The sequence below is a fragment of the Martinezella lusitana genome (assembly GCF_014207095.1).
GTDB classification, from domain to species: domain Bacteria; phylum Pseudomonadota; class Alphaproteobacteria; order Rhizobiales; family Rhizobiaceae; genus Rhizobium; species Rhizobium lusitanum_B.
This window is the reverse complement of record NZ_JACHBG010000015.1, coordinates 1-20876: the sequence shown is the minus strand read 5'-3', so window position 1 is coordinate 20876 and position 20876 is coordinate 1. Positions and strand designations below refer to the sequence as shown.

Here is a 20876-nt window from a genome sequence, read left to right as displayed (position 1 = left end):
GAATTGGAAAGAAAGCATGTTTGGCAAGCGCGGAAATGACGGTTCTGCAAAGAGCGGCGGCACGGTGCCTCAGCCGGCACGCGCACCTGCCGTTGCAAGCGCATCTGCCGCACCGGCAGTCTTGATCGAACCGTCTCGGGAACAGTCGCAGTCGCGTCAGCAGGTCGCGCCGCCGCCGATGCAGACGCCCAGCCGGCGCCGGACCGCGCGTACCGAAGAATATTACGACACCAAGTCGCAGGTTTTTTCCGCGCTCATCGACACCATCGACCTGTCGCAGCTGTCCAAGCTTGGCAACGAGGCCGCGCGCGAGGAAATCCGCGACATCGTCAACGATATCATCACGATCAAAAATATCGTGATGTCGATCTCCGAGCAGGAGGAACTGCTCGAGGACATCTGCAACGACGTGCTGGGTTACGGTCCGCTGGAGCCTCTGCTCGCTCGCGACGATATCGCCGACATCATGGTCAACGGTGCAGGTCAAACCTTCATCGAAGTCGGCGGCAAGACGGTCGAGTCGGAAATCCGCTTCCGTGACAATTCGCAGCTTCTTTCCATCTGCCAGCGCATCGTCAGTCAGGTCGGCCGCCGCGTCGACGAATCCAGCCCCATCTGCGACGCGCGTCTGCCCGACGGTTCGCGTGTCAACGTCATCGCGCCGCCGTTGGCGATCGACGGACCGGCACTGACCATTCGTAAATTCAAGAAGGACAAGCTCACTCTCGACCAGCTCGTCCGCTTCGGCGCCATCACGCCCGAGGGCGCGACGCTGCTGCAGATCATTGGCCGCGTGCGCTGCAATGTCGTCATTTCAGGCGGCACCGGTTCGGGCAAGACGACTCTTCTGAACTGCCTGACCAACTATATCGACCGCGACGAGCGCGTCATCACCTGCGAGGACACGGCCGAACTGCAGCTGCAGCAGCCGCATGTGGTGCGCCTTGAAACCCGCCCGCCGAACATCGAGGGCGAGGGCGAGATCACGATGCGCGATCTCGTGAAGAACTGCCTTCGTATGCGCCCTGAACGCATCATCGTCGGTGAAGTGCGCGGACCTGAGGTCTTCGACCTGCTGCAGGCGATGAACACCGGTCACGACGGATCCATGGGCACTATTCACGCCAATACGCCGCGCGAGTGCCTGAGCCGTATCGAATCGATGATCGCCATGGGCGGTTTCAGCCTGCCGGCAAAGACTGTGCGCGAGATCATCTCTACATCGGTCGACGTCATCATCCAGGCTGCGCGTCTGCGTGACGGTTCCCGCCGCATTACACAGGTCACCGAGGTGATCGGCATGGAAGGCGATGTGATCATCACGCAGGACCTCATGCGCTACGAGATCGAGGGAGAGGACGCAACCGGCCGCATCGTCGGCCGGCATCTCTCCACGGGCATCGGCAAGCCGCATTTCTGGGATCGCGCCCGCTACTACAACGAGGAACGACGCCTGGCAGCCGCCCTCGACGAGATGGAGCAGAAGGGCCAATAGGATTTTCCATGTTCGGTTTCGATCCCGTCGTATTACTGATTGTCCTGCTCTCGGCTATTTCCGCGGCTGCGATTTGCTATGGCATTCTCTATTCGCGGATCGAAACGCAGAAGAAGGCGGATAGCCGCGTCAACCGGGTGAAACAGGCCGAGACCGACCGCGTGAAGGTCAAGGCGGCGCGCGATCGCGTTCAGGAAATGTCCAAGCGGCGCAAATCGGTTCAGGATTCGCTCAAGGATCTGGAAAAGCGGCAGTCGGAAAACACGAAGCAGAAGCAATCGTTGAAGGCTCGACTTGGACAAGCCGGGTTGTCGCTGACGCCGTCGCGCTTCTATCTCATCAGCGTGCTGTTCGGCCTGTTCATGATGTTCATCCTCTTCATTGTAGGCGCGCCGCTTCTGGTCATCCTCGGATTGCCCTTCGCGGCCATGTTCGGCTTGCCTCGATGGATCGTCAGCTTCCTTATCAAGCGGCGCCAGAACAAGTTTCTCAACGAATTCCCCAATGCGCTCGATGTTATCACCCGTTCGCTTCGCTCCGGTTTGCCGCTGAACGATTCCGTTCGGCTTGTCGCAACTGAAGCGCGCGAGCCGGTCAAGACGGAATTCCGTCGCGTGGTCGAGGCACAGCAGGTAGGCCTCAGCATGCCGGATGCTTGCGCGCGCATGCTGAACCATATGCCGCTTCAGGAAGTGAATTTCTTCTCGATTGTCATCACCGTTCAGGCGCAGGCCGGCGGCAACCTCTCGGAAGCATTGGGCAATCTGTCGCGCGTGCTGCGCGATCGCAAGAAGATGAAGGCGAAAGTCCAGGCGTTGTCGATGGAGGCAAAGGCCTCCGCCGTCATCATCGGCGCGTTGCCCTTCATCGTCATGACGCTCGTCTCTCTGACGTCGCCACAATATATGACGGTCCTCTTTACCGATCCGCGCGGCCACCTGATCCTGATGTGCGCAGGCGTTTGGATGTCCATCGGTATTTTCATCATGCGCAACATGATCAATTTCGAGATCTGAGCGGGGGGAGCCGCCAAGCCCATGTCCGATCTTGCTGCCAACTTGACCGATCCCGGCACCATACTGGCCATTGTCGTGGCCGTCGTGGTGTTTGCCACCTTCTATACGATCGCCTTGCCCATGTTGGAGCGCGGCGACCTCAACAAGCGCATGAAAGCCGTCTCGACGGAGCGCGAGCAGATTCGGGCGCGCGAGCGGGCGCGGCTAGGAGCCGATGGCAGCAAGGCAACGCTGCGCAGCCAGAACAACCACAATGTCAGGCAGATCGTCGAGCGCTTCAATCTGCGCAACGCGCTTGTCGACGCCAACACCGTCAACCGTCTGCGCGCCGCCGGCCTGCGCTCGGAAAATGCGTTGAACATGTTTCTGGTGGCACGGTTTCTGCTGCCGTTCCTGTTTCTTGCCGTTGCTCTGCTCTTGGTCTTCGGCCTCGGCTATTTCGCCAGCAGGCCGCTGCCGATCCGTCTCCTCGGCGTCATCGTCATGGCCTATCTCGGCTTTTACGCACCGAACATCTATATCTCCAACCTGGTTACCAAACGTCAGAAGTCGATCAAGCGCGCCTGGCCTGATGCACTGGACCTGATGCTGATCTGCGTGGAGTCGGGCATATCGATCGAAGCCGGCATGCGTCGTGTCGCCGAAGAGATGGGGGAGCAGTCGCCGGCGCTCGCGGAAGAAATGATCCTGACCACGGCCGAGCTTTCCTTCCTGCAGGATCGGCGTACCGCCTTCGACAACCTCGCTGCCCGCACGCAGATCGAGCTGGTCAAATCGGTGACGCAGGCGCTCATTCAGGCCGAGCGTTACGGAACGCCGCTCTCGCAAGCCCTGCGCGTCATGGCTCAGGAAGGCCGCGACGAGCGCATGAACGAGGCGGAAAAGAAGGCAGCGGCGCTGCCGCCAAAGCTGACGGTGCCGATGATCGTCTTCTTCCTGCCCGTGCTGATGGCGGTCATTCTCGGACCGGCGATCATCCGTGCTCTGGACAAGTTCTGAACGTTCCGGCTTGCCCGCAGCGCGGGAGAATGATTAAGCTACCACCGATGTCGCCGGCGGCGCTATCGAGTCTCTTCAGGAATGCGCAAAGAATGCAGCGCCGACGACCGAGCGGATATCCAGCCATATCGGGAGGGGTCGCATGTCATCCATAGCAGTATTTTTCAGTGTCATTGCTGCAGTTTTCATCGGTGCCGTCAGCCCGGGGCCGAGTTTTGTACTGGTTTCGCGCATTGCCGTCTCCCGTTCCCGCAAGGCGGGTCTGGCGGCGGCTTTCGGCATGGGAACAGGGAGCGTCATCTTCGCGACGCTCGCTCTGTTCGGCTTGAGCGCGCTGCTGATGAAGGTCGAATGGCTCTATCTGGCGCTGAAGGTCGCCGGCGGCCTCTATCTGATCTATGTCGGCATCCGCATCTGGCGCAACGCCGCGCATGATCTTCCCCTCGATGCGCCAGCCACCCCCGCGGCCGGAGGGATACTGCGCAACTTCGGCTTTGCGCTTGGAACGCAGCTCAGCAATCCGAAGACCGCCATCTTCTATGGCAGTATCTTCGCGGCACTTCTTCCGTCCTCGCCAGCTCCGTGGCTGCTGATGACGGTTCCGCCGGCAGTTTTTCTGGTCGAGGTCGGCTGGTACACCGTGGTCACCCTGGCTTTCTCGTCCAATCGTCCGCGCGCCTTCTATGTCGGATCGAAACTGTGGATCGACAGGGTGGCCGGCGCGATTATCGGTGCGCTGGGAGCAAGGCTCGTGATGGATGGCCTGCCGCGGCATATATGGCGCTGACGACCTGACGCAGCGGCGCTGCTGCGAAAGAAGGCGCCGCTGGCTTTCGCCTGATATTGTTTACTGGATGGCCTTCTTGCCGTCACCGCTTGCAGCAAGCTTCTGCCAGGAGTTGCGCTGTGCCAGCATGGAGCGCAGATAGGTGACATTGGCGTTCGCCTGCTGCGGCGTCAACTCCTCCCGGGCGATCTTCTCGGCTTCAGCGAAGCGACCCTGCAAACCGACAACGAGCGCCAGGTTCTGGCGAACGCGGCTGTCTGTGCCGGGTTGCGCAATCGCCGAGCGAAGGTAGCTCTCGGCATTCTTGAGATCGCCGGTCAGCACATAGGACATGCCGAGGTTCGAAAGGATCGTCGGCTCGTTTGGTGCAAGCACCAGCGCGTCCCGATATTTGCCGCGTGCATCGGTGGAGCGGCCAAGCTGATCGAGAATGGCACCTTCTGCGGAAACCAAACGCCAGTCGGGACGGTCGGGGGTCTGAGCGCGGTCGATGGTGGAGAGCGCCTGTTCCAGCTGACCCGCCGCCGCCTGTGCCTTGCCATAGGCCGCCAGCACGCCGCGATCGCTCGGATTGTTGATTGCAACCTGCTGCATGACGGCAAGCGCCTGATCGTTGCGGCCGCTCATGCGCAGCGCATTGGCATAGTTGACGCCCGCGTCGCGATCCTTGGGGTTGGCATCGTACGCCTTGCCGAACGTCGCGGTCGTCTGCGCCAGGTCGGTGCTATTCATCGTGTCCATCGGCCTCGAAGACTTCGGGATCGAGCCGGTGGTGATGTTGTCCTTGCTCGCCGTCGTCGAGCAGCTTGCCAGGGCGAGTGTCAAAAGCGCGGCCGAAGCGCCTCGAAAAAGGAGGGTTCTAAGCAAAGACGAGGTTGAACCGGCGGACATAACGCTATTTCCCTGAATCCAAAAGTCTTGCGTCCGGCCTAGAATCGAAACAGGGAAAGGTTCGACGCAATGTTCGCTCCAGCAATAATCTGTTAACCCTAACAGACGGTTAACTCTCGATTCCCCGAAGTCATTGTCAAAGGATGGTTATGGCCCCCTATCAATTCATCGAGCGCGCGACGCCCTTCAATTCGAAGGGTGGCGCAACATTGCCGATCTTTGCCGTCACGCCGGCGCATATAGAAACCGGCACCATCGATCCCATCGCGCTCGATTGGGCCCACAAGGCCGGATATAAGGCCGACAGCGGCTCGCTGCTGCTGATCCCGACGGCGGAAGGCCATCTCGGCGGCGCGTTGTTTGGCCTTGGTTCCAATCCCTCCGAACAGCCGTTCCTCACGGGCAAGCTCGCGCGCAGCCTGCCTGCCGGTGACTGGCACATCGAGACTGCGCCGCTGACAGCGAACCGCCTTTCGCTCGGCTTCGGTCTCGGCAGCTATCGGTTTGATCGCTACAAGTCGGAAAAGGCGCCAGCGCCGACCTTGATGATACCGCGCGATGCCGATGCTGCCGATATCAAGCGCCAGCTTGCCGGCGTCTTTCTTGCGCGCGACCTCATCAACACCCCTACCAACGACATGGGGCCGGAGCAGCTGGAGGCTGCCTTCCGGGCGCTCGCCCAACATTACAAGGCGGAAATGTCCGTCATCATCGGCGATGACCTGCTGAAAGAAAACTTCCCGCTCGTGCATACGGTGGGGCGCGCCAGCGCCGATGCGCCGCGCCTGCTGGAAATGCGCTGGGGCAAGAAGGGCCATCGCCGCATCACGCTGGTCGGCAAGGGCGTGTGCTTCGACACCGGCGGTCTCGACATCAAGCCCGCATCCTCGATGCTGCTGATGAAGAAGGACATGGGTGGTGCTGCGAACGTCATGGGTCTGGCTCTGATGATCATGGACGCCAAGCTCAAGGTCGATCTGCGCGTCATCATTCCCGTCGTCGAGAACTCGATTTCGGCCAACGCTTTCCGCCCCGGCGACATCTACAAGAGCCGCAAGGGCCTGACGGTTCAGATCGACAATACCGATGCAGAGGGTCGGCTGATCCTCGCCGATGCGCTTGCCTATGCCGATGAGGATGCGCCGGATCTGATGATCGACATGGCGACGCTGACGGGCGCGGCCCGCGTCGCGCTCGGCCCCGACCTGCCGCCTTTCTTCACCGACGACAGCGAACTCGCCAGCGATCTGACCGAAGCGAGCCTTGAAACGGACGACCCGCTGTGGCGCATGCCGCTCCACATGGGCTACGACAAGGATATCCGCACGAAATTCGCCGATATCACCAATGCGCCTGCCGGCGGCATGGCAGGGTCTATCACGGCAGCCCTGTTCCTCAAGCGCTTCGTCACCAAAACGCCGAGCTGGGTGCACTTCGATATTTTCGGATGGGCTCCGAGCGAGCGTCCGCATTCGCCAGGCGGCGGCGAGGCACAGGCGATCCGTGCGCTGTATCACCACATCAGACAGAGCGTGCGTTAAAACACAGCCACCCCCTCCACCCGCATTGCAGGAGAGGGGGTGAATTCCCCTTGAATCCGCCATGATCTTGGCCGAAACTGGAACGGCAGCGTAACGATTTTCGGGGTTGTCCGTGCCGCTAGATCTCTCCGCCTCACAGGCCCTTGGCCTCTGGCATGGCGTGACGCTCGCTCAGGTGCGCCGCGAGGATCATGATTTGACGCTGCGGCAGACGGCGATCCTGCTGCAGATCTATCTCGTGCCGCCGCCGCATACCGTGCGCGGACTGGCCGCGACGCTCGGCGTCACCAAGCCGGTCATCACCCGGGCGCTTGACACCATGGGTGAGATGGGATTGGTCGACCGCGTCCGCGACGAGCGTGATCGCCGCAATGTCATCATCAAGCGCACGGTCACCGGTGCGCTCTATCTGGAAAAACTCGGCGATCTCGTCATCGAGCATGGCCGCAAACTGTGAATTCGGGAATAGCTTCATGATGCTCGACCGTCGCCTAAACGCTTTCAGACCTGATCTTGCCGAAGCCTCTCTGAGAGGGAAGGTTGAAGCCGAACGTTTCGTCGAAGGCAGCATGGCAGCGGTCTCGATTCCCGTCGTCGCACTTCGTCCGAAGCCGAATCTCGCCACAGGTATCGATACAGAGCTGCTGATGGGCGAGGAAGTGCTGGTTTTCGAGCGCAGCGGCGGCTGGTGCTGGGTCAAGGCGATCGCGGACGGTTATGTCGGCTATCTGCCCGAAACGGCACTCATGGAAGGGGCTGCCGCTGCGACCCATATCGTCGTGCCGCAGCGCACCTTCATCTATCCCGAGCCGGAGTTGCGCAAGCCGCATGCTGCCGTGCTGTCGATGGGGAGCCGCGTGCGGATTGCCGGCACCGCCGAGGCGCGGGGCAATCACTACGCCGTCCTCGACGACGGCACCGCCATCTTCGCCAAACATGTCCAGCCGATCGGTGAGAGCGCCGGTGGTGACTATGTCGATGTCGCCCTGCGTTTTCTCGGGACACCCTATCTCTGGGGTGGTCGTTCCGGCCTCGGCATCGATTGCTCCGGGCTGGTGCAGCTGGCGCTATTGATGACGGGGCGTGCCGCTCCCCGCGATACCGACATGCAGGCGGCCGGCCTGGGTGAGCCCATTGACCGCGAAGAGCTGAAGCGCGGCGATTTCGTCTTCTGGAAGGGCCATGTCGCGATCATGGAAGACCCGGAGACCATGGTTCATGCCAACGGCCATACGATGACCGTCGCTCGTGAAAATTTCGCCGCCGCCGTGGAGCGTATCGGCTGGCTCTACGAATATCCCACCGGCTACCGTCGTCTTGCCGGCTGATCATCGCTCGGAACCGTCCCCTGTCTGAGCCGTTATCCCCTTGATCGATATGTCCTGTCGAGAGGAGGAAGACACATGCCCATCACCGCTATGGAAAAGACGGTTCGAGACATTCTGCGTGACGGTCATTTGCGCAGGCGCGGCAAGATCGACAAGCTGCTGGAGCTGCAGAGCGAAGCGCGGGGTGTTCAACGCGCCGGCAGCGAGAGCTCGATGAGTGCCGATGATGGCCTTCAGGACGATCTGCGCGTTATCGAAAAGGCGCTGCACGACCTGCATGCCGATATCGAGCAGAAGGGCGCCGCCACGCTATAAAGCGGCTTGGCGCCGATACCTCTTCGGCGAAATCGCCTTCACTCGCTGCGCGGCCGGGAAATCCAGATGCCGGCGATGATGACGACGCCGCCCAGTGCCTGGATCAGCGTGACGTTTTCGCCGAACAGGATCCAGGCAAACAGTGCTGCCGCGATCGTTTCCAGGAAAATGACCAGGGACGAGAAAACCGTTGGCAGCCTTCCGAGCGCCACCGAGACCAGCCCCTGACCGCCCGCATGGCTGATAAGGCCAAGCGCCAGCAGCACCCCCCATCCGGAGATCGACTGCGGCAAGATTCGCGGCTCGAAGAAAATCGCGACCAGGAACAGCAGCGCCGAGGTAATGACGCTGAGTTCGAAGGTGACACGGGCGGCGTTCGTTCTGCCGCGCGCTGCGCCGACGGCCAGGAAATAGAGGCCGAAGAAGGCGCCTGTGACAACTGCGAGGCCATCCCCGACCGCGCGGCTCGGGTTGAATGCGAGGCTCTGCACCACGAGTGCCGTGCCGCCTGCGAGGCACACCAAAAGCCCGATGAGCGTCGCACGGCTCACCCTCTGCCGCAGCAGCAGCCAGCCGAAGATGACGACCCATAGCGGCGCCATGGTCGCGAAGAAGGTCGCATTGGCAATCGTGGTCCGCAGGATGGAGATGTGCCAGAAGAACAGGTCTCCGGTGAAGGCCATCCCGGCAAGGACCGTCGCCAAGGTGAAGCTGGCGCGAGGTGCAGCGGGCTCCGCCGCCTCGGCATAGCGCATCCAGACCCAAAGGATCGGCAGCGCCAGGAAGACGCGCCAGAAGGCGCTGGCGAAAGGACCGACGTCGGCGAGGCGCACAAGGCTGGGCGAGATGCTCATCGCAAGTGCCGCCAGCACCATCGCGACCAACCCTAAGACAAATCCCTTCGAGTCGTCGGATGCGGCCTTGCCTGCGGCTGGAAGGCTTGCCTCCGCTTCTTCGCGAAAGTCATGAGAGTGCGTATCGTAATCGATGCCGGGGCGTGACATTCTTTTGCCTTTGCAAGTCAGGTAGTTTGTGGCGCAAACCTAATACATGGGAAACGAGTATTTGGCTCCATTTTGCAGGCTTCCGTGCAATTTTGTTTCCTCTTTGCGGTAAGGATATTTTGAAATGCGCAAATCGGCCGATCTCGACGAATTCGATGTGGCTATTCTCGAGATCCTCCAAAAGGACAGCACTGTTCCGCAGCGCCAGATCGGCGAACGGATCCATCTCTCGGCGCCGGCCGTGCAGAGACGTATCAAGCGCATGCAGGAAAATGGCGTCATCGAGGCGAATATTGCCGTTATCGATCCGACAGCCGTTGCTTTGCCGATCACCATCATCGTCGAAGTCCAGATCGCCGACGAACGCTACGAGCTTATCAATGCGATAAAGCGCAGTTTCCTCCAGGCACCGGAGGTTCAGCAATGCTACCAGGTGACCGGTGAGGCGGATTTCGTCCTTGTCGTGGTGGTGGCGAGCATGACGGAGTATCAGGCACTCAGCCGCCGCCTCTTCCACGACAATCCAAATGTGACGAAGTTCAAGTCGCTCGTCGCCATGGACCGTGTGAAGGTCGGTCTCTCCCTGCCTCTTACCCGAGACTAGCTTACGCCGGGGAAGGCATCGCTCATACCGGCGGCTTTGGCCAGTTCGTCACGCCGCTGCTCCAGTCCTCGAAAGCCTTGGAAAGACGCAGCACCAGCATGTCTCCAAAGCGCGGGCCGACGATCTGCAGGCCGATCGGCATGCCGGAGCGGGAGAAGCCGCAATTGACCGAGGCTGCCGGTTGCTCCGACATGTTCCACGGAACGGTGAAGCAGATGTGTTCGAAAGGCCGGTCAGGATCGTTGGTGGGAGACGCCCACTCGGCGGGGTAGGAGACGATCGGATTGGTTGGCGAGAGCACGGCGTCGACCTCGGTGAAAAGCTTGCTGCAGCTCTTGCGCATCTCGATCGTCTGGTTGAAGCCGCGCACGGCATCGACGCCGCTGACATCTGCGCCACCCTTCGCCCAGCTATGGATATAGGGCAGGATCGCGTTGCGGCGTTCCTCGCTCAAACCCATGATGTCACCCCAGAAGCGCGCGCGCCAGAAGGCATCGAGGCCGTCTAGCATCTGCCGCGTCAGCACCGGTGCGACATCGACGACGGTCGCGCCTGCCTCTTCGAAGCACTTGGCAGCGGCAAGAACCGCGTCGCGCACCTCGTCGTCGACGGGCAGGCCACAGCCGGCATCGAGCATCAACCCGATCGTCATGCCCCGAATATTGATGTCGAGATCCATCCAGTCGATCTCGTTCGGCGGCAGGCTGGTGCCATCACGCCAGTCGGGACGCGACAGCGTCGCCATCGAGAAGGCGGCATCCTCGACCGTGCGGGTCATGGGTCCGGCGCATCGCCCGACATAATAGGGATCGACCGGGATGCGGCCATGGCTTGGCTTGAAGCCGAAAATGCCGGTCCAGCCCGCCGGCAGCCGTACTGAACCACCGATGTCGGTGCCGATATGCAGCGGCCCATAGCCGGCGGCAGCCGCAGCCGATGCACCGGCGCTGGAGCCGCCCGGATTCTGGCTCGGGTCCCAGGGATTGCGGCTGAGCTTGTGAAAACTGGAGAGACCGGAGGACAGCATGCCGTAATCGGGGCAGGTGGTCTTGGCGAAAATCACCGCGCCATCCTCGCGCAGGCGGGCGGCGATCGGTGCGTCTTCTGCGGCGGGGATGAGTTCGACGGCCGCCGTGCCGAGCGGCACCGGCTGGCCCTTGGTTGCGATCAGCTCCTTCAGCGTCACCGGAATGCCATCCAGCGCCCCAAGCGGTGCGCCCTTTGCCCAGCGCGCGGTGGAGGCAGCCGCCTGCCTGCGGGCATCCTCCGGGTCATAGGCATAGAGCGCCGATATTGTCGGCTCCCACGTCGCGATATGCCGTTCCAGCGCCAGCCAATATTCGCTGGGAGACAGGCTCTTGTCGGCAAACTTGCGCCTGAGGTCTAGGATGGAAAGATCGGTCGGTTCGCTCATGATCTATCTCTTTAGTGTATTAGCGCGTCGCCTCGCGGGGGTCGAGGAGATCGCGCAGCCCGTCGCCGAGCAGGTTGAAGCCGAGCACGGAAAGCGCAATGGCAAGGCCCGGCAGAAGAGCGAGCCAAGGCGCGACGTGGAAATAGGTCTGCGCATCGGCCAGCATCCGGCCCCAGGTCGGCGCCGGCGGCGGCACGCTGAGACCCAGGAAGGCAAGCCCGGCCTCGGTCAGGATGGCGAGACCGAGCTGGATGGTTGCCTGAACGATGACGCTGCCCATGATGTTCGGCAGGACATGGCGCATTGTGATGGCAAGCTGTGTGTTGCCGATGGCGCGCGCCGCCAGCACATAATCCCGGCTCCAGGCCTGCAGCGCCGAGCCGAGTGCCACGCGGGCAAAGACCGGCACCATGAAGACGGCGATGGCGATAATCGCCGTCATGCGCCCGGTGCCGAGAAACGCGCCGAGGATCATCGCGGAGAGGATCGGAGGCAGCGCGAAGATCACGTCGCAGGCCCGCATGACCAGCGCTTCGAACAGGCCGCGCTCTGCAGCTGCAGCAACGCCGATGATCGTCCCGATGGTCCCGCCGATCGCGACGGCCGAAACGGAAATCGACAGCGAATTCCAGCAGCCCGCCATCAGCATCGACAGAACGTCATGGCCGAGCTGATCAGTGCCGAGAAGCCCGAAGCTGAAGGGCGGCAGCAGCTTGTGGGTGATCTGCATTTTTGCCGGTGGCACCGGCGTCCAGAACAACGAGACAATGGCAATGCAGACAAGAGCGAGGATGATCAGCGCGCCGACCATAAGGTTCGCGCGCCGCATTGAGCGAAAACGCGAGCGATAAGGGCGTGCGGCGATCTTGCTCTCGGCGAGGCTCATTTTGCGCCTCCCGCCCGCAATCGGGGATCAACGGCGAAGTAGGAAAGGTCCACCAGGAAGTTCACGATGATCACAAGACCGGCGAAGAACAGCACGACATCCTGAAGTACGATGACATCGCGCTGGCTGAGCGCCTGATAGGCGAGGCGGCCAAGGCCAGGCAGGGTGAAGACGTTCTCGATCAACACCGCGCCGGCGACCAGAAAGGTGAATTGCAACCCGAGGATGGTGAGCACGGGTACCAGCGCATTCGGCACTACATGTCCCCAGAGCACGCGGCTGCGCGACAGGCCCTTGGCAGTCGCCGTACGGGTAAAATCTTCATGCAGCGTGTCGAGCACCGCAGAGCGTGTGACCCGGGTCAGGACTGCGGCCTGCGGCAGCGCAAGCGCGACGGCGGGCAGCACCAGCGATTTCAATGCCGGCCCCACACCATTGCCCCAACCGGGAAAGCCGCCGGCCGGCATCCAGCCAAGGGAAGTAGCAAACAGAAGGACCAGCAAGAGGCCGATCCAGAAGCCCGGCACGGCAATGCCCATCTGCGAGAACAGCGCCGCTGCGATATCGAAGACGCCGCCGCGCCTGGCGGCCGCCGAGACACCGAGGGGCACGGCGATAAGAACAGACAGCAGAATGGCAAGGGCGGCAAGCGGCAGGGTGACGGCAAGCCGCTCGACGATGAGATCCGCAACCGGCACGCCGTAAGTATAGGATTTGCCGAGATCACCTGTCAGCGCGCCGGCAAGCCACTGGCCGTAGCGGATGATCAGCGGCTGATCGAGGCCCATATCATGCCGAAGGGCTGCCAGCGTTTCCGGTGTCGCGGAGGTGCCGAGCGTGATCGCAGCCGGATCGCCCGGTAGCAGCGCCATAACGGCAAAGACCAGCAGCGAGACCGCGAGCAACGTCAGGATCAGTCCGAAAATCCGGCGGGTGAGCAATACGATCATAGCATGTCCATGGCCGGTCGTGCCGGCTTCGTGAACCTCGACGGCGGGCGGCTTGGGGCCGCCCGCCGGCATTATCGCGCAGAAGCGATCAATCCTCCCAGGATACGTTGGTCAGCACGTTCGAGGGGATAGGCTCGTTCTCCCAAAGACCCCTGAGCTTCTTGTCCCAGACACCGAGCTTCGGCATGACGAAGAGGAAGAGAGCGGGCACATCCTCGGCAAGAATGCTCTGCGCCTCACCATAGAGCTTGTTCTGCTCGGATACGTCGGCGGTGAGCTGGATCTTCTTGATCAGCTCGTTGAAGGCAGAATTCTTGTAGTTGAAGTAATAGGGGTCGCGCGAATAGATATCTATATCCATCGGCTCGGCATGGGCGACGATGGTCATGTCGTAGTTGCGGCCGGTAAACACGTCCTGCACCCACTTGGCCGGGAATTCCGTCGGCTCGATATTCATCGTCACGCCGATATCGGCAAACATCGCCTGCATCACCTGGGCGCTGCGCGGCGCATATGCCATCTGCGGCGTCTTGATGGTGAAGGTGAAACCATTTGGATAGCCGGCTTCGGCAAGCAGTGCCTTCGCCTTGGCGGCATCGTAGGGTAGCGTGCCGGTCAGATCTTTGTAGCCGGGATCGTTCGGCGTGTAGTGGCTGCCGATGGCAGTCCCGAGGCCGGACCACGCGCCCTCGATGATCGTCTTGCGATCGAGCGCCATCATCAGGGCCTGACGCACGCGCTTGTCGTCGAAGGGTTTGCGGGTGTTGTTCATGCCGGCCACGACCTTGAGCTCGGTATTGCCGATCTTGGTCGTGAGCCTTGCATCGCCCTCGAAGGAATTCATGAGTTCAGGCGCCGCGAACTCCGGAAAAGCGTCGACATCGCCGGCCTTGAGCGCCGCTGCCTCTGCCTGCGGATCGGAAATGAAGCGGAAGGTTACCTTCTCAAGCTTCACGTCGACCGACTTGTTCCAATAATCCGGGTTCTTCAACAGGTCGACATGGTCGCCCTTGGCCCAGACGGAGAACTTGAACGGGCCGGTGCCGACGGGAGTCGTCTTGTCGTTGGCGGAGGATTTCGGCCCGACCATGACGGAGCTCGGCCAGCCGAGCCAATAGAGCAGGCTGCCGGTCGGTGAGGAAAGATGCAGGACAAGCGTTTCGGCATCTGGCGTGTCGATCGAGGCGATGGCCGCAAAGAAGCGCTTCTGCGGATTGACGGAATCGGCGCCGCGGGCGCGATCGAGCGTGAACTTGGCGGCGGCGGAATCGAAGGCCTGGCCATCGTGGAATTTCACGCCGCTTTGCAGCTTGAACGTATAGGTGAGGCCATCGGGCGAAATTTCCCAGCTCTTGGCAAGCTGCGGCACGATCTTGCCGCTTTCGTCGATGGCAACCAGTCCTTCGAAGATGTTCTGCCAGGTCACTTGGCCGATTGCTACCGGCGCGGCGATCGTGGGATCTAGGCCTGTGGGTTCGACGCTCATGCCGAGATTGAGCGTCGTCTTTGCGGCTTGCGCCTGTGTCAGGCCCATCATGAGCAGGACGGTCGAAAGCGCGGCACCAAAGGCAAGCCTGCGTGCGATATCGCCAAGGTTCGGGCGTGAAAATTTCGTCATCCTTGTTCCCTTGCTTTGCCGCTTACCTCCGGCACGCGGTGTTTTTCACGATAGTGTCATCTCGCAGTCGCACACAATTCTGAATATTTGTGCATATGCGATCAGGGCCTTGAAAATCCGCTGAATCGATCCCGCCATGCGGCTTGTGCCCCCTCGATCGGCAGCGCCGTTGCTTCGTAGACGCCGCGGGCGATGGCGCGCGCCATGACGATGGTCGCCAGATGGCAGAGTTCTATGAAGCTCGGCATGTCCTCGCGGGGGTGCTTGGCAGTGGAGGCGGCAAAGACGGTGTCGCCGTCGAGCGGCAGGTGCGTCGGCAAAAGCGCCCGGGCTAGGCCATCGTGAGCGCAGATGGACAGCCGATGCGCTTCGGCCTTGGTCAGCTGCGCGTCGGTGACGACGGCACCGATGGTTGTGGCGGTGATGTTCGTGCCCTTCAGTCGCAGGCGCGAATCGATGGCTTGCGGCATGCCGAGGCCGCCAAACTCGCCACTCTCCTCGAAAGGAGCCGCCCAGAAATGTGGCCCGTCGCCGATGGTGGCGGAGCCGAGGGCATTGACGGCGACGATGGCAGCGATCCTATATCCCTTGCTGCTGACCGCACTTGCCGAGCCGAGGCCGCCTTTCACTGTCGCAGTCGTCGCGCCTGTGCCGGCTCCGGTCGTGCCGAGCGCGAAGGAGCCCTTGCTCGCCGCTTTGAAGGCGGCATAGCCGAGATCGCGATAGGGCGAGTGCAGCCCCCAATCCTTGTTGCCGCCGTTGATGAGATCGAAGAGGATAGCCTGCGGCACGATCGGTACCAGCGCATCGCCGACCTTGAGGCCGCGACCGATCTCCCGTAAGCCTGCCTGCACGCCGCCCGCGGCGTCGAGCCCGAAGGCCGATCCGCCCGAAAGCACGAGAGCATCCACCGTGCCGACCGTCATTGCGGGATCCAGCAATGCTGTGTCCCGTCCACCGGGCGCGCCGCCGAGAACGGTGCCGGATGCAACCGCCGGCTCATCGAAGACGATGACGGTAACGCCCGAGCCGAGCGCAAGATCGGTGGAGTGACCGACGGCGACGCCTTCGACATCGGTCAGGAGGTTGAGATGGGCAGCCAATGAAAAATCCTTCGCCGTTTGCAACGCGAGGTCGTCATGGCGATAGGACCGCAAAGAGATTCAAAAGACAAGACGGGTTTGTTCGAGGAGAGTGCCGTTATGGCAGAACGCGATAGTTTGACACTGCGGCGCCAGGCGCCGAGATGGAATGGCGTGAGCGTAGAAGACCGACGAATTTACGTGAGGGCTTTGCCAAAGAAAAAGCCCCCACCCTGATTCTATCAAAGGGTGAAGGCTGGCGACTGGATTGGGTAAGAACGTAGGTGAACCGATCCATCAAACATGGATCGGTTGTGCCTGCTGCCGTGAAAGAAGATCGCGGATCGCAAGCTTCACTTCGTCCGCGTTTCTGAAACGCTGCTCGTCCAGATCATGGACGTGATACTTCACAGCGATAAACTTGAGCCGATCCTGATCAGGAACGACGATGCCGACGGGAATGCCGGCGTATTCGATAACTTGCTTCTTCATAAATAGACTCCCTCCGCACCGCTATCGGTGCAGACATGGCGAATTGACTGTTTGAATCCGGTAAGAGGACGAACGTCACATTCGACAGCACGGGCGGGAGAGCGTGCCCGAGCGGTCATTGCCAAGCACAGACCGCCCAAGGATCGAAGCGATGACTTTAGTATTCAGCATGTCGTGTCCCTAGTTGGCGTTGCACTTGATGGGGCTCCGGAAAGGAGCTCGGCGGATAGTGTGTTATTGTCTATTATATTAGTGGACAATAACAATTTCATCCCCAGAAACATATTCCTAAAGATGTCAAAATGTCGGCGATCGGTAAAATAAAATTCCGTTCCTGGTTAAATACGAGGAAGGTTGTCGTCCACTTCCCTGCTATTTCCCGTGTCGCAACGGCTTGCCGAACACCGACAGACAGATAGGAACTGCGAGTAGATTCGGCAATGCCCGGGCGGCACTAAAATTCGCTCGCCGCTAAATAACCTCAATGGTTAATGGTGCGGCGGGCGCATCAGAATCCGTCCGCAAGCACCTTTTCCAGGGCTTCCACGAAGAAATCGGCGCTCTCGGGCGCAAGGCAGAGCGGCGGCTTTATTTTCAACACGTTCAAGTGATCGCCAGTCGGCTGCATGATGACCCCGAGATCGAGCAGGCGCTCGCAGATTGCGGCCGTTTCCTCGGTGGCCGGCGTCAATGCCTCGCGGTCGCGGACGAATTCCACGCCGAGATAGAGACCCGTGCCGTGCACCGCGCCGATCAGCGGGAAGCGATCCATCAGGGCAATCAATCCGGCCTTCAACCGATCGCCGACCACGCGGGCATTGTCCTGCAGATTCTCGTCCTTGATGACGTCGAGAACCGTGAGGCCGACCACACAGCTCACCGGGCTGCCACCGGCCGACGAGAAGAAATAGCCTTCCCGTTCGAGCGATTCGGCGATCTCGCGGCGGGTGATGACGGCGCCGAGCGGATGGCCGTTGCCCATTCCTTTGGCGACGGTGATGATGTCGGGCACAACACCCTGCGTCTCGAAACCCCAGAAGTGTTCGCCGAGCCGGCCGTAGCCCACCTGCACCTCGTCGGCGATGCAGAGGCCGCCGCGCTGGCGCACGGCATCGAATGCGCCGGCCAGATAGCCGTGGGGCAGGGTGATGCCGCCGGCATTGCCGTAGACCGGCTCTGCGATGAAACCCGCGATGCCATCGCCTTTCCCATCGATCGCCTGCAACTTCTCCTGGACATCAACCAGGTAATCGGCTGCCGAATCGGGACCACGGAATGGGCCGCGGTAGGTATTGGGCGAAATGACCGGATGGACCCAGTCGGGGCGCGTCGTCAGTGCCTGCGGGTTGTCGGCAATCGAGGTCGAAACCGCGTCGCTCGCGACCGTCCAGCCGTGATATGCCTCCAGCAGGCAGAGCATGTTCCTTTTGCCCGTATGCGCCCAGGCAAGGCGGATGGCGAGATCGTTGGCCTCCGAGCCGCTATTGACGAGAAAGACGCTGTCGAGTCCATCAGGCGCCAGCATGGCGAGCTGTTCCGAAAACTCCGCGACCACAGAATAATGGAAACGGGAATTGGTGTTGAGCAACGACCATTGATGCGCGACGGCCGCCGTCAGCCGCGGATGGGCGTGGCCCAGCATGGTGACGTTGTTGACCATGTCGAGGTAGCATCGCCCCTGCATGTCGAACAGAAATTCGCGCCATCCGCGCTCGATCTGCGGCGGCATCTCGTAATAGTGCTTCTGCGGCTTGGCGAAGCGCGCATGGCGCAGGGAAAGCAGCGTGGAGGCATCCGTCCGCCGCGCCTCGCAGTTGGCGTTGAGAAGGGCCGCAGGTGAAGGGCAGATGGCCGACCATCCGTCCGCCTGATCCGCCGTCGCAAAGAGCGGCGGCACGAGGCCCGGCACGCGGCAGAGCTGAATGCGCAAGCCGCCGATTGCCGATCCCTCGCTGCCCACCGTGCCGATCGTGGCGCCCTGTTCTACCGCCGCGCCATCTTCGAGCCCACTTTCCAGACCATCGAGATGTAGGCTGATCTCCTCGCCCACCAGGACGAGATGCTGCCCCTGCTGCTGGAGAAGCCCGGCAAAAGGAGCAGTGACGGCCGAGCCGGACGGCAGGCACACATCGTTGTGCAAGGCGAAATTCTGCGGCGCCGCCATGCTCAGCGGCGTGGCGAGAGACAAGCGGAATTCGCCGTAGCGGGTTGCCGCGGCACCGGAGGCGATGGCTGCCTGTGCGAGCAGCCGCCAATCCATGTCGGGCTTCTGCCAGTTGCCGTCGACGAAATCGGGTCCCGTCGTGGAAAGATCGACGGCGGCGACCTGTTGCTGATCGATGTCGGGCAGAAGCGGCGCCCAACCGTCCGTTACGATTGGGGCGACGTCGAAGCCGATCGTCCGCAGGATTGCCGCTTCCATCACATCCGGCTGCGCGCCGGTCGCGACATCGAAGATCTGTCGCTCGAAATCGAGATTGCCGCGCACATATTCGTTGTCGGGGTCGATGGCGAGCTGCTGCTCGCTGCTCGCGGCCAGGATGACCGCTCGCGCGACGATCAACGGCCACAATGCCTTGGCTTCGGCCTCTTCCAGCGGATAGACGGCATGATAGGCCTTGATCGCCGGAAGGATGTAGAAGGGGTTGCCATCCGCGTGATGCAGCAGCGAGGCGCAAGTGACGGCGAGGTCGCCCACCAGCCAGCCCTGGATGATATCGCCGAAATCGATCACACCATCAGGCACCTGCTGCCCGTGGGCATCGGGATGGCTGACGACGTTATCGTCGGTGACGTCGTGGTGCACGGGCTGCACGCGCAAGGTGCTTGCGAGCGGCTGGATGCGCTTGACGGCGGCCACCATCGCCTTGGCGATGCGGTCGCGCGCCTCATGGTCTGTTATGGTCGACAGCAGCTGCACGGCGACCGGGCCGGCTCTGCGCAGATCCCATTGCAGGTTGCGATGCAGGCCAGGATGGTCGAAATCGGCAAGGTCTCGGGCAAGCCGGGCAGAAAGCGCGCCAAGACCGGCGGCCGCAGCCGGCGGCAGATGCTTGCGCTGCGTCAGCGTCCGGCCGGGAAGAAAGCCGAGCAGCCGAATGAGATAGTCCTGTTCGCGGATGGTGATGGTGAGGATATCACGACCGCTCAGGGACGGCACGACCTCGGGTATGCGCGGCGCATCCGGCTTTGCATGCAGGTGGCGGATGGCGGCGTTCTGTGCCTCAAGCTCGATCAGCTCATACTCGGCGCGGCAGATCTTCAACACATAGGCGTTGTCGCCTGCGTCGATGCGATAATTGCGGTCCTGTTGGCTGCCGAGCTCGGTCAAGGTTCCGCTCAGGCCGTAATGCGTCTGCAGAATTTCGGCCGCGTCCTCCGGCGTTATGTCCGGTCTTGGCAGTTGCATACGATTTACGAGCGTGGCGTCGGCCATTGCATCCCCCGGATGGTTCACTTGCGTCGACACTAAACCATTCCACTCTAAAGAAAATTACCCAAAACAGATAGGGTCGCTGCGCAATTTGGGAGAAGATAGGCCGCAGATCGCACGCGGCTAGGTCGCTATGATTTTACGTCCGGTGCACCTGAAGTACGAATCCGCATCTAAATCAGAGGATGAAAGCCGAGCCTCCAGCGAAAACGTTGGTTAGCATCGCCGTCCCGCTCCCGGCTGCAGCTATTCGACTTCGATCGCATAACTGCAGCCGGCTAGCGTCTTGCCGGGATGGCTGTCGTCTGTGGAGACGTTGAGGGAGATGACCGTGTGGAGAACGGTATCGGAGTTTTCGAGCTGCTCCCGGTTCGACAGGATTTCCTTGGCACCGAGGAACTTGTTCGGTTGGTCGACCGTCGCCGTCACGCCGAGCGCCTTGGCAAGCGCATGTGGATCGGCTTCGTCGAGTACCGCCAGCGGGCCGGAGGAGGCAAAGGCGATCCGGCTCGTTTCGCGCCCGAAGACGCGGACCGGTGCGGCCAGCTGGAATTCCCTCAGAAGAGGATTGTTCGACGGCAGCTCGGTGATGCCGAATTGTTTCATGGCGGCGGCGCTTTCAGGCCCGGTCAGCCACATGCCGAATTCATTGTAGCTGGGCACGTCGTAGGTCGTGCATTCGATCAGCTTGGCAAGATCGATCTTCCTGGGATCCTGCTCGGCCGTCGCGGCGTGCACCGCTGGAGCACCCAAAAGAAGCGCCGTCAGCAGCAGCGTTCCGTCACGATAGAATGACATGTCTTTTCCTTGCCCTGGCCCGATTCGATATCAGCAATATCAAATCGGGCTTCGAAGCGAAAAGAAAAGGGATGGCGGCTGCGCCTTACCCCATCCGCTCGGAAGCGTAGGAGCCTGGGCTTGCCGGAAAGACGACGGTGCGGTTGCCGTTGAGGAAGGTGCGGAAATGGATATGCGCATGAATGGCGCGGGCCAGCACCTGGCTTTCCACATCGCGGCCGAT

19 protein-coding genes and 1 pseudogene are annotated in these 20876 nt (G+C 61.5%); 9 read left to right on the top strand and 11 right to left on the bottom strand.

The window, feature by feature from the left end:
• Positions 1-16 precede the first annotated feature (16 nt).
• The 4 genes from GGD46_RS23800 to GGD46_RS23785 all read left to right on the top strand — a co-directional run bounded on the left by GGD46_RS23800 (position 17) and on the right by GGD46_RS23785 (position 4297).
• Positions 17-1495: a CpaF family protein gene (locus tag GGD46_RS23800; RefSeq protein WP_184708618.1), complete on the top strand. Its 1479-nt coding sequence runs from the start codon at positions 17-19 to the stop codon at positions 1493-1495.
• A gap of 8 nt (positions 1496-1503) precedes the next feature.
• Positions 1504-2511: a type II secretion system F family protein gene (locus tag GGD46_RS23795; protein WP_184708616.1), complete on the top strand. Its 1008-nt coding sequence runs from the start codon at positions 1504-1506 to the stop codon at positions 2509-2511.
• Positions 2512-2532: 21 nt separating this feature from the next.
• Positions 2533-3510 carry a type II secretion system F family protein gene (locus tag GGD46_RS23790; protein ID WP_184708614.1) on the top strand — a complete coding sequence of 326 codons (978 nt, stop codon included), beginning with the start codon at positions 2533-2535 and terminating at the stop codon, positions 3508-3510.
• A gap of 142 nt (positions 3511-3652) precedes the next feature.
• Complete coding sequence (locus GGD46_RS23785) at positions 3653-4297, top strand: LysE family translocator (RefSeq protein ID WP_184708612.1); 645 nt, start codon at positions 3653-3655, stop codon at positions 4295-4297.
• A 60-nt stretch (positions 4298-4357) separates the two neighbouring features.
• On the opposite strand, the gene GGD46_RS23780 is transcribed toward GGD46_RS23785, so the two are convergent.
• Positions 4358-5188, bottom strand: a complete 831-nt coding sequence (locus GGD46_RS23780; protein ID WP_184708610.1) for a tetratricopeptide repeat protein — start codon at positions 5186-5188, stop codon at positions 4358-4360.
• Between the two features lie 149 nt (positions 5189-5337).
• Here GGD46_RS23780 and GGD46_RS23775 point away from each other — a divergent pair, with 149 nt between their 5' ends.
• From GGD46_RS23775 to GGD46_RS23760, 4 genes are all read left to right on the top strand, one after another.
• Positions 5338-6729: a leucyl aminopeptidase family protein gene (locus GGD46_RS23775; RefSeq protein ID WP_184708608.1), complete on the top strand. Its 1392-nt coding sequence runs from the start codon at positions 5338-5340 to the stop codon at positions 6727-6729.
• A gap of 112 nt (positions 6730-6841) precedes the next feature.
• Positions 6842-7186 (top strand): MarR family transcriptional regulator, encoded by a 345-nt coding sequence (locus tag GGD46_RS23770; protein ID WP_184708606.1) that lies wholly within the window; start codon positions 6842-6844, stop codon positions 7184-7186.
• A gap of 16 nt (positions 7187-7202) precedes the next feature.
• Positions 7203-8057 (top strand): NlpC/P60 family protein, encoded by an 855-nt coding sequence (locus GGD46_RS23765; protein ID WP_184708604.1) that lies wholly within the window; start codon positions 7203-7205, stop codon positions 8055-8057.
• A 75-nt stretch (positions 8058-8132) separates the two neighbouring features.
• Positions 8133-8372 carry a hypothetical protein gene (locus tag GGD46_RS23760; protein WP_184708602.1) on the top strand — a complete coding sequence of 80 codons (240 nt, stop codon included), beginning with the start codon at positions 8133-8135 and terminating at the stop codon, positions 8370-8372.
• 38 nt (positions 8373-8410) lie between these two features.
• Here the strand turns inward: GGD46_RS23760 and GGD46_RS23755 are convergent, their stop codons facing one another.
• Positions 8411-9376 (bottom strand): DMT family transporter, encoded by a 966-nt coding sequence (locus GGD46_RS23755; protein WP_210325696.1) that lies wholly within the window; start codon positions 9374-9376, stop codon positions 8411-8413.
• A gap of 124 nt (positions 9377-9500) precedes the next feature.
• Here GGD46_RS23755 and GGD46_RS23750 point away from each other — a divergent pair, with 124 nt between their 5' ends.
• The gene (locus GGD46_RS23750) at positions 9501-9980 is read left to right on the top strand and encodes an Lrp/AsnC family transcriptional regulator (protein ID WP_184708600.1); all 480 of its coding nucleotides are present in this window, start codon (positions 9501-9503) and stop codon (positions 9978-9980) included.
• Positions 9981-10002: 22 nt separating this feature from the next.
• Here GGD46_RS23750 and GGD46_RS23745 read toward each other — a convergent pair whose 3' ends face one another.
• The 9 genes and pseudogenes from GGD46_RS23745 to purU all read right to left on the bottom strand — a co-directional run.
• The gene (locus GGD46_RS23745) at positions 10003-11394 is read right to left on the bottom strand and encodes an amidase (RefSeq protein ID WP_184708598.1); all 1392 of its coding nucleotides are present in this window, start codon (positions 11392-11394) and stop codon (positions 10003-10005) included.
• A 19-nt stretch (positions 11395-11413) separates the two neighbouring features.
• Complete coding sequence (locus GGD46_RS23740) at positions 11414-12280, bottom strand: ABC transporter permease (protein WP_184708596.1); 867 nt, start codon at positions 12278-12280, stop codon at positions 11414-11416.
• Positions 12277-13230, bottom strand: coding sequence for an ABC transporter permease (locus tag GGD46_RS23735; RefSeq protein ID WP_184708594.1), 954 nt, complete (start codon positions 13228-13230; stop codon positions 12277-12279). Before GGD46_RS23735 ends, GGD46_RS23740 begins: the two co-directional genes overlap by 4 nt.
• 88 nt (positions 13231-13318) lie before the next feature.
• Positions 13319-14848 carry an ABC transporter substrate-binding protein gene (locus GGD46_RS23730; protein WP_184708592.1) on the bottom strand — a complete coding sequence of 510 codons (1530 nt, stop codon included), beginning with the start codon at positions 14846-14848 and terminating at the stop codon, positions 13319-13321.
• 101 nt (positions 14849-14949) lie between these two features.
• Positions 14950-15951 carry a P1 family peptidase gene (locus GGD46_RS23725; RefSeq protein ID WP_184708590.1) on the bottom strand — a complete coding sequence of 334 codons (1002 nt, stop codon included), beginning with the start codon at positions 15949-15951 and terminating at the stop codon, positions 14950-14952.
• A gap of 276 nt (positions 15952-16227) precedes the next feature.
• Positions 16228-16422, bottom strand: a complete 195-nt coding sequence (locus GGD46_RS23720; protein ID WP_184708588.1) for a hypothetical protein — start codon at positions 16420-16422, stop codon at positions 16228-16230.
• A 508-nt stretch (positions 16423-16930) separates the two neighbouring features.
• Complete coding sequence (locus GGD46_RS23715; protein ID WP_184708585.1) at positions 16931-19858, bottom strand: aminotransferase; 2928 nt, start codon at positions 19856-19858, stop codon at positions 16931-16933.
• 243 nt (positions 19859-20101) lie between these two features.
• Positions 20102-20653: a hypothetical protein gene (locus tag GGD46_RS23710; RefSeq protein ID WP_184708583.1), complete on the bottom strand. Its 552-nt coding sequence runs from the start codon at positions 20651-20653 to the stop codon at positions 20102-20104.
• A gap of 85 nt (positions 20654-20738) precedes the next feature.
• Positions 20739-20876: pseudogene (gene purU / locus GGD46_RS23705) on the bottom strand (formyltetrahydrofolate deformylase); the annotation flags it as partial.

Excerpts from the sequence above, each read along its gene's own strand:
- GGD46_RS23800 (WP_184708618.1), top strand. The coding sequence starts at position 17 with ATGTTTGGCAAGCGCGGAAATGACGGTTCTGCAAAGAGCGGCGGCACG.
- GGD46_RS23795 (WP_184708616.1), top strand. The coding sequence starts at position 1,504 with ATGTTCGGTTTCGATCCCGTCGTATTACTGATTGTCCTGCTCTCGGCT.
- GGD46_RS23790 (WP_184708614.1), top strand. The coding sequence starts at position 2,533 with ATGTCCGATCTTGCTGCCAACTTGACCGATCCCGGCACCATACTGGCC.
- GGD46_RS23785 (WP_184708612.1), top strand. The coding sequence starts at position 3,653 with ATGTCATCCATAGCAGTATTTTTCAGTGTCATTGCTGCAGTTTTCATC.
- GGD46_RS23780 (WP_184708610.1), bottom strand. The coding sequence starts at position 5,188 with ATGTCCGCCGGTTCAACCTCGTCTTTGCTTAGAACCCTCCTTTTTCGA.
- GGD46_RS23775 (WP_184708608.1), top strand. The coding sequence starts at position 5,338 with ATGGCCCCCTATCAATTCATCGAGCGCGCGACGCCCTTCAATTCGAAG.
- GGD46_RS23765 (WP_184708604.1), top strand. The coding sequence starts at position 7,203 with ATGATGCTCGACCGTCGCCTAAACGCTTTCAGACCTGATCTTGCCGAA.
- GGD46_RS23760 (WP_184708602.1), top strand. The coding sequence starts at position 8,133 with ATGCCCATCACCGCTATGGAAAAGACGGTTCGAGACATTCTGCGTGAC.
- GGD46_RS23755 (WP_210325696.1), bottom strand. The coding sequence starts at position 9,376 with ATGTCACGCCCCGGCATCGATTACGATACGCACTCTCATGACTTTCGC.
- GGD46_RS23750 (WP_184708600.1), top strand. The coding sequence starts at position 9,501 with ATGCGCAAATCGGCCGATCTCGACGAATTCGATGTGGCTATTCTCGAG.
- GGD46_RS23745 (WP_184708598.1), bottom strand. The coding sequence starts at position 11,394 with ATGAGCGAACCGACCGATCTTTCCATCCTAGACCTCAGGCGCAAGTTT.
- GGD46_RS23740 (WP_184708596.1), bottom strand. The coding sequence starts at position 12,280 with ATGAGCCTCGCCGAGAGCAAGATCGCCGCACGCCCTTATCGCTCGCGT.
- GGD46_RS23735 (WP_184708594.1), bottom strand. The coding sequence starts at position 13,230 with ATGATCGTATTGCTCACCCGCCGGATTTTCGGACTGATCCTGACGTTG.
- GGD46_RS23730 (WP_184708592.1), bottom strand. The coding sequence starts at position 14,848 with ATGACGAAATTTTCACGCCCGAACCTTGGCGATATCGCACGCAGGCTT.
- GGD46_RS23720 (WP_184708588.1), bottom strand. The coding sequence starts at position 16,422 with ATGAAGAAGCAAGTTATCGAATACGCCGGCATTCCCGTCGGCATCGTC.
- GGD46_RS23715 (WP_184708585.1), bottom strand. The coding sequence starts at position 19,858 with ATGGCCGACGCCACGCTCGTAAATCGTATGCAACTGCCAAGACCGGAC.
- GGD46_RS23710 (WP_184708583.1), bottom strand. The coding sequence starts at position 20,653 with ATGTCATTCTATCGTGACGGAACGCTGCTGCTGACGGCGCTTCTTTTG.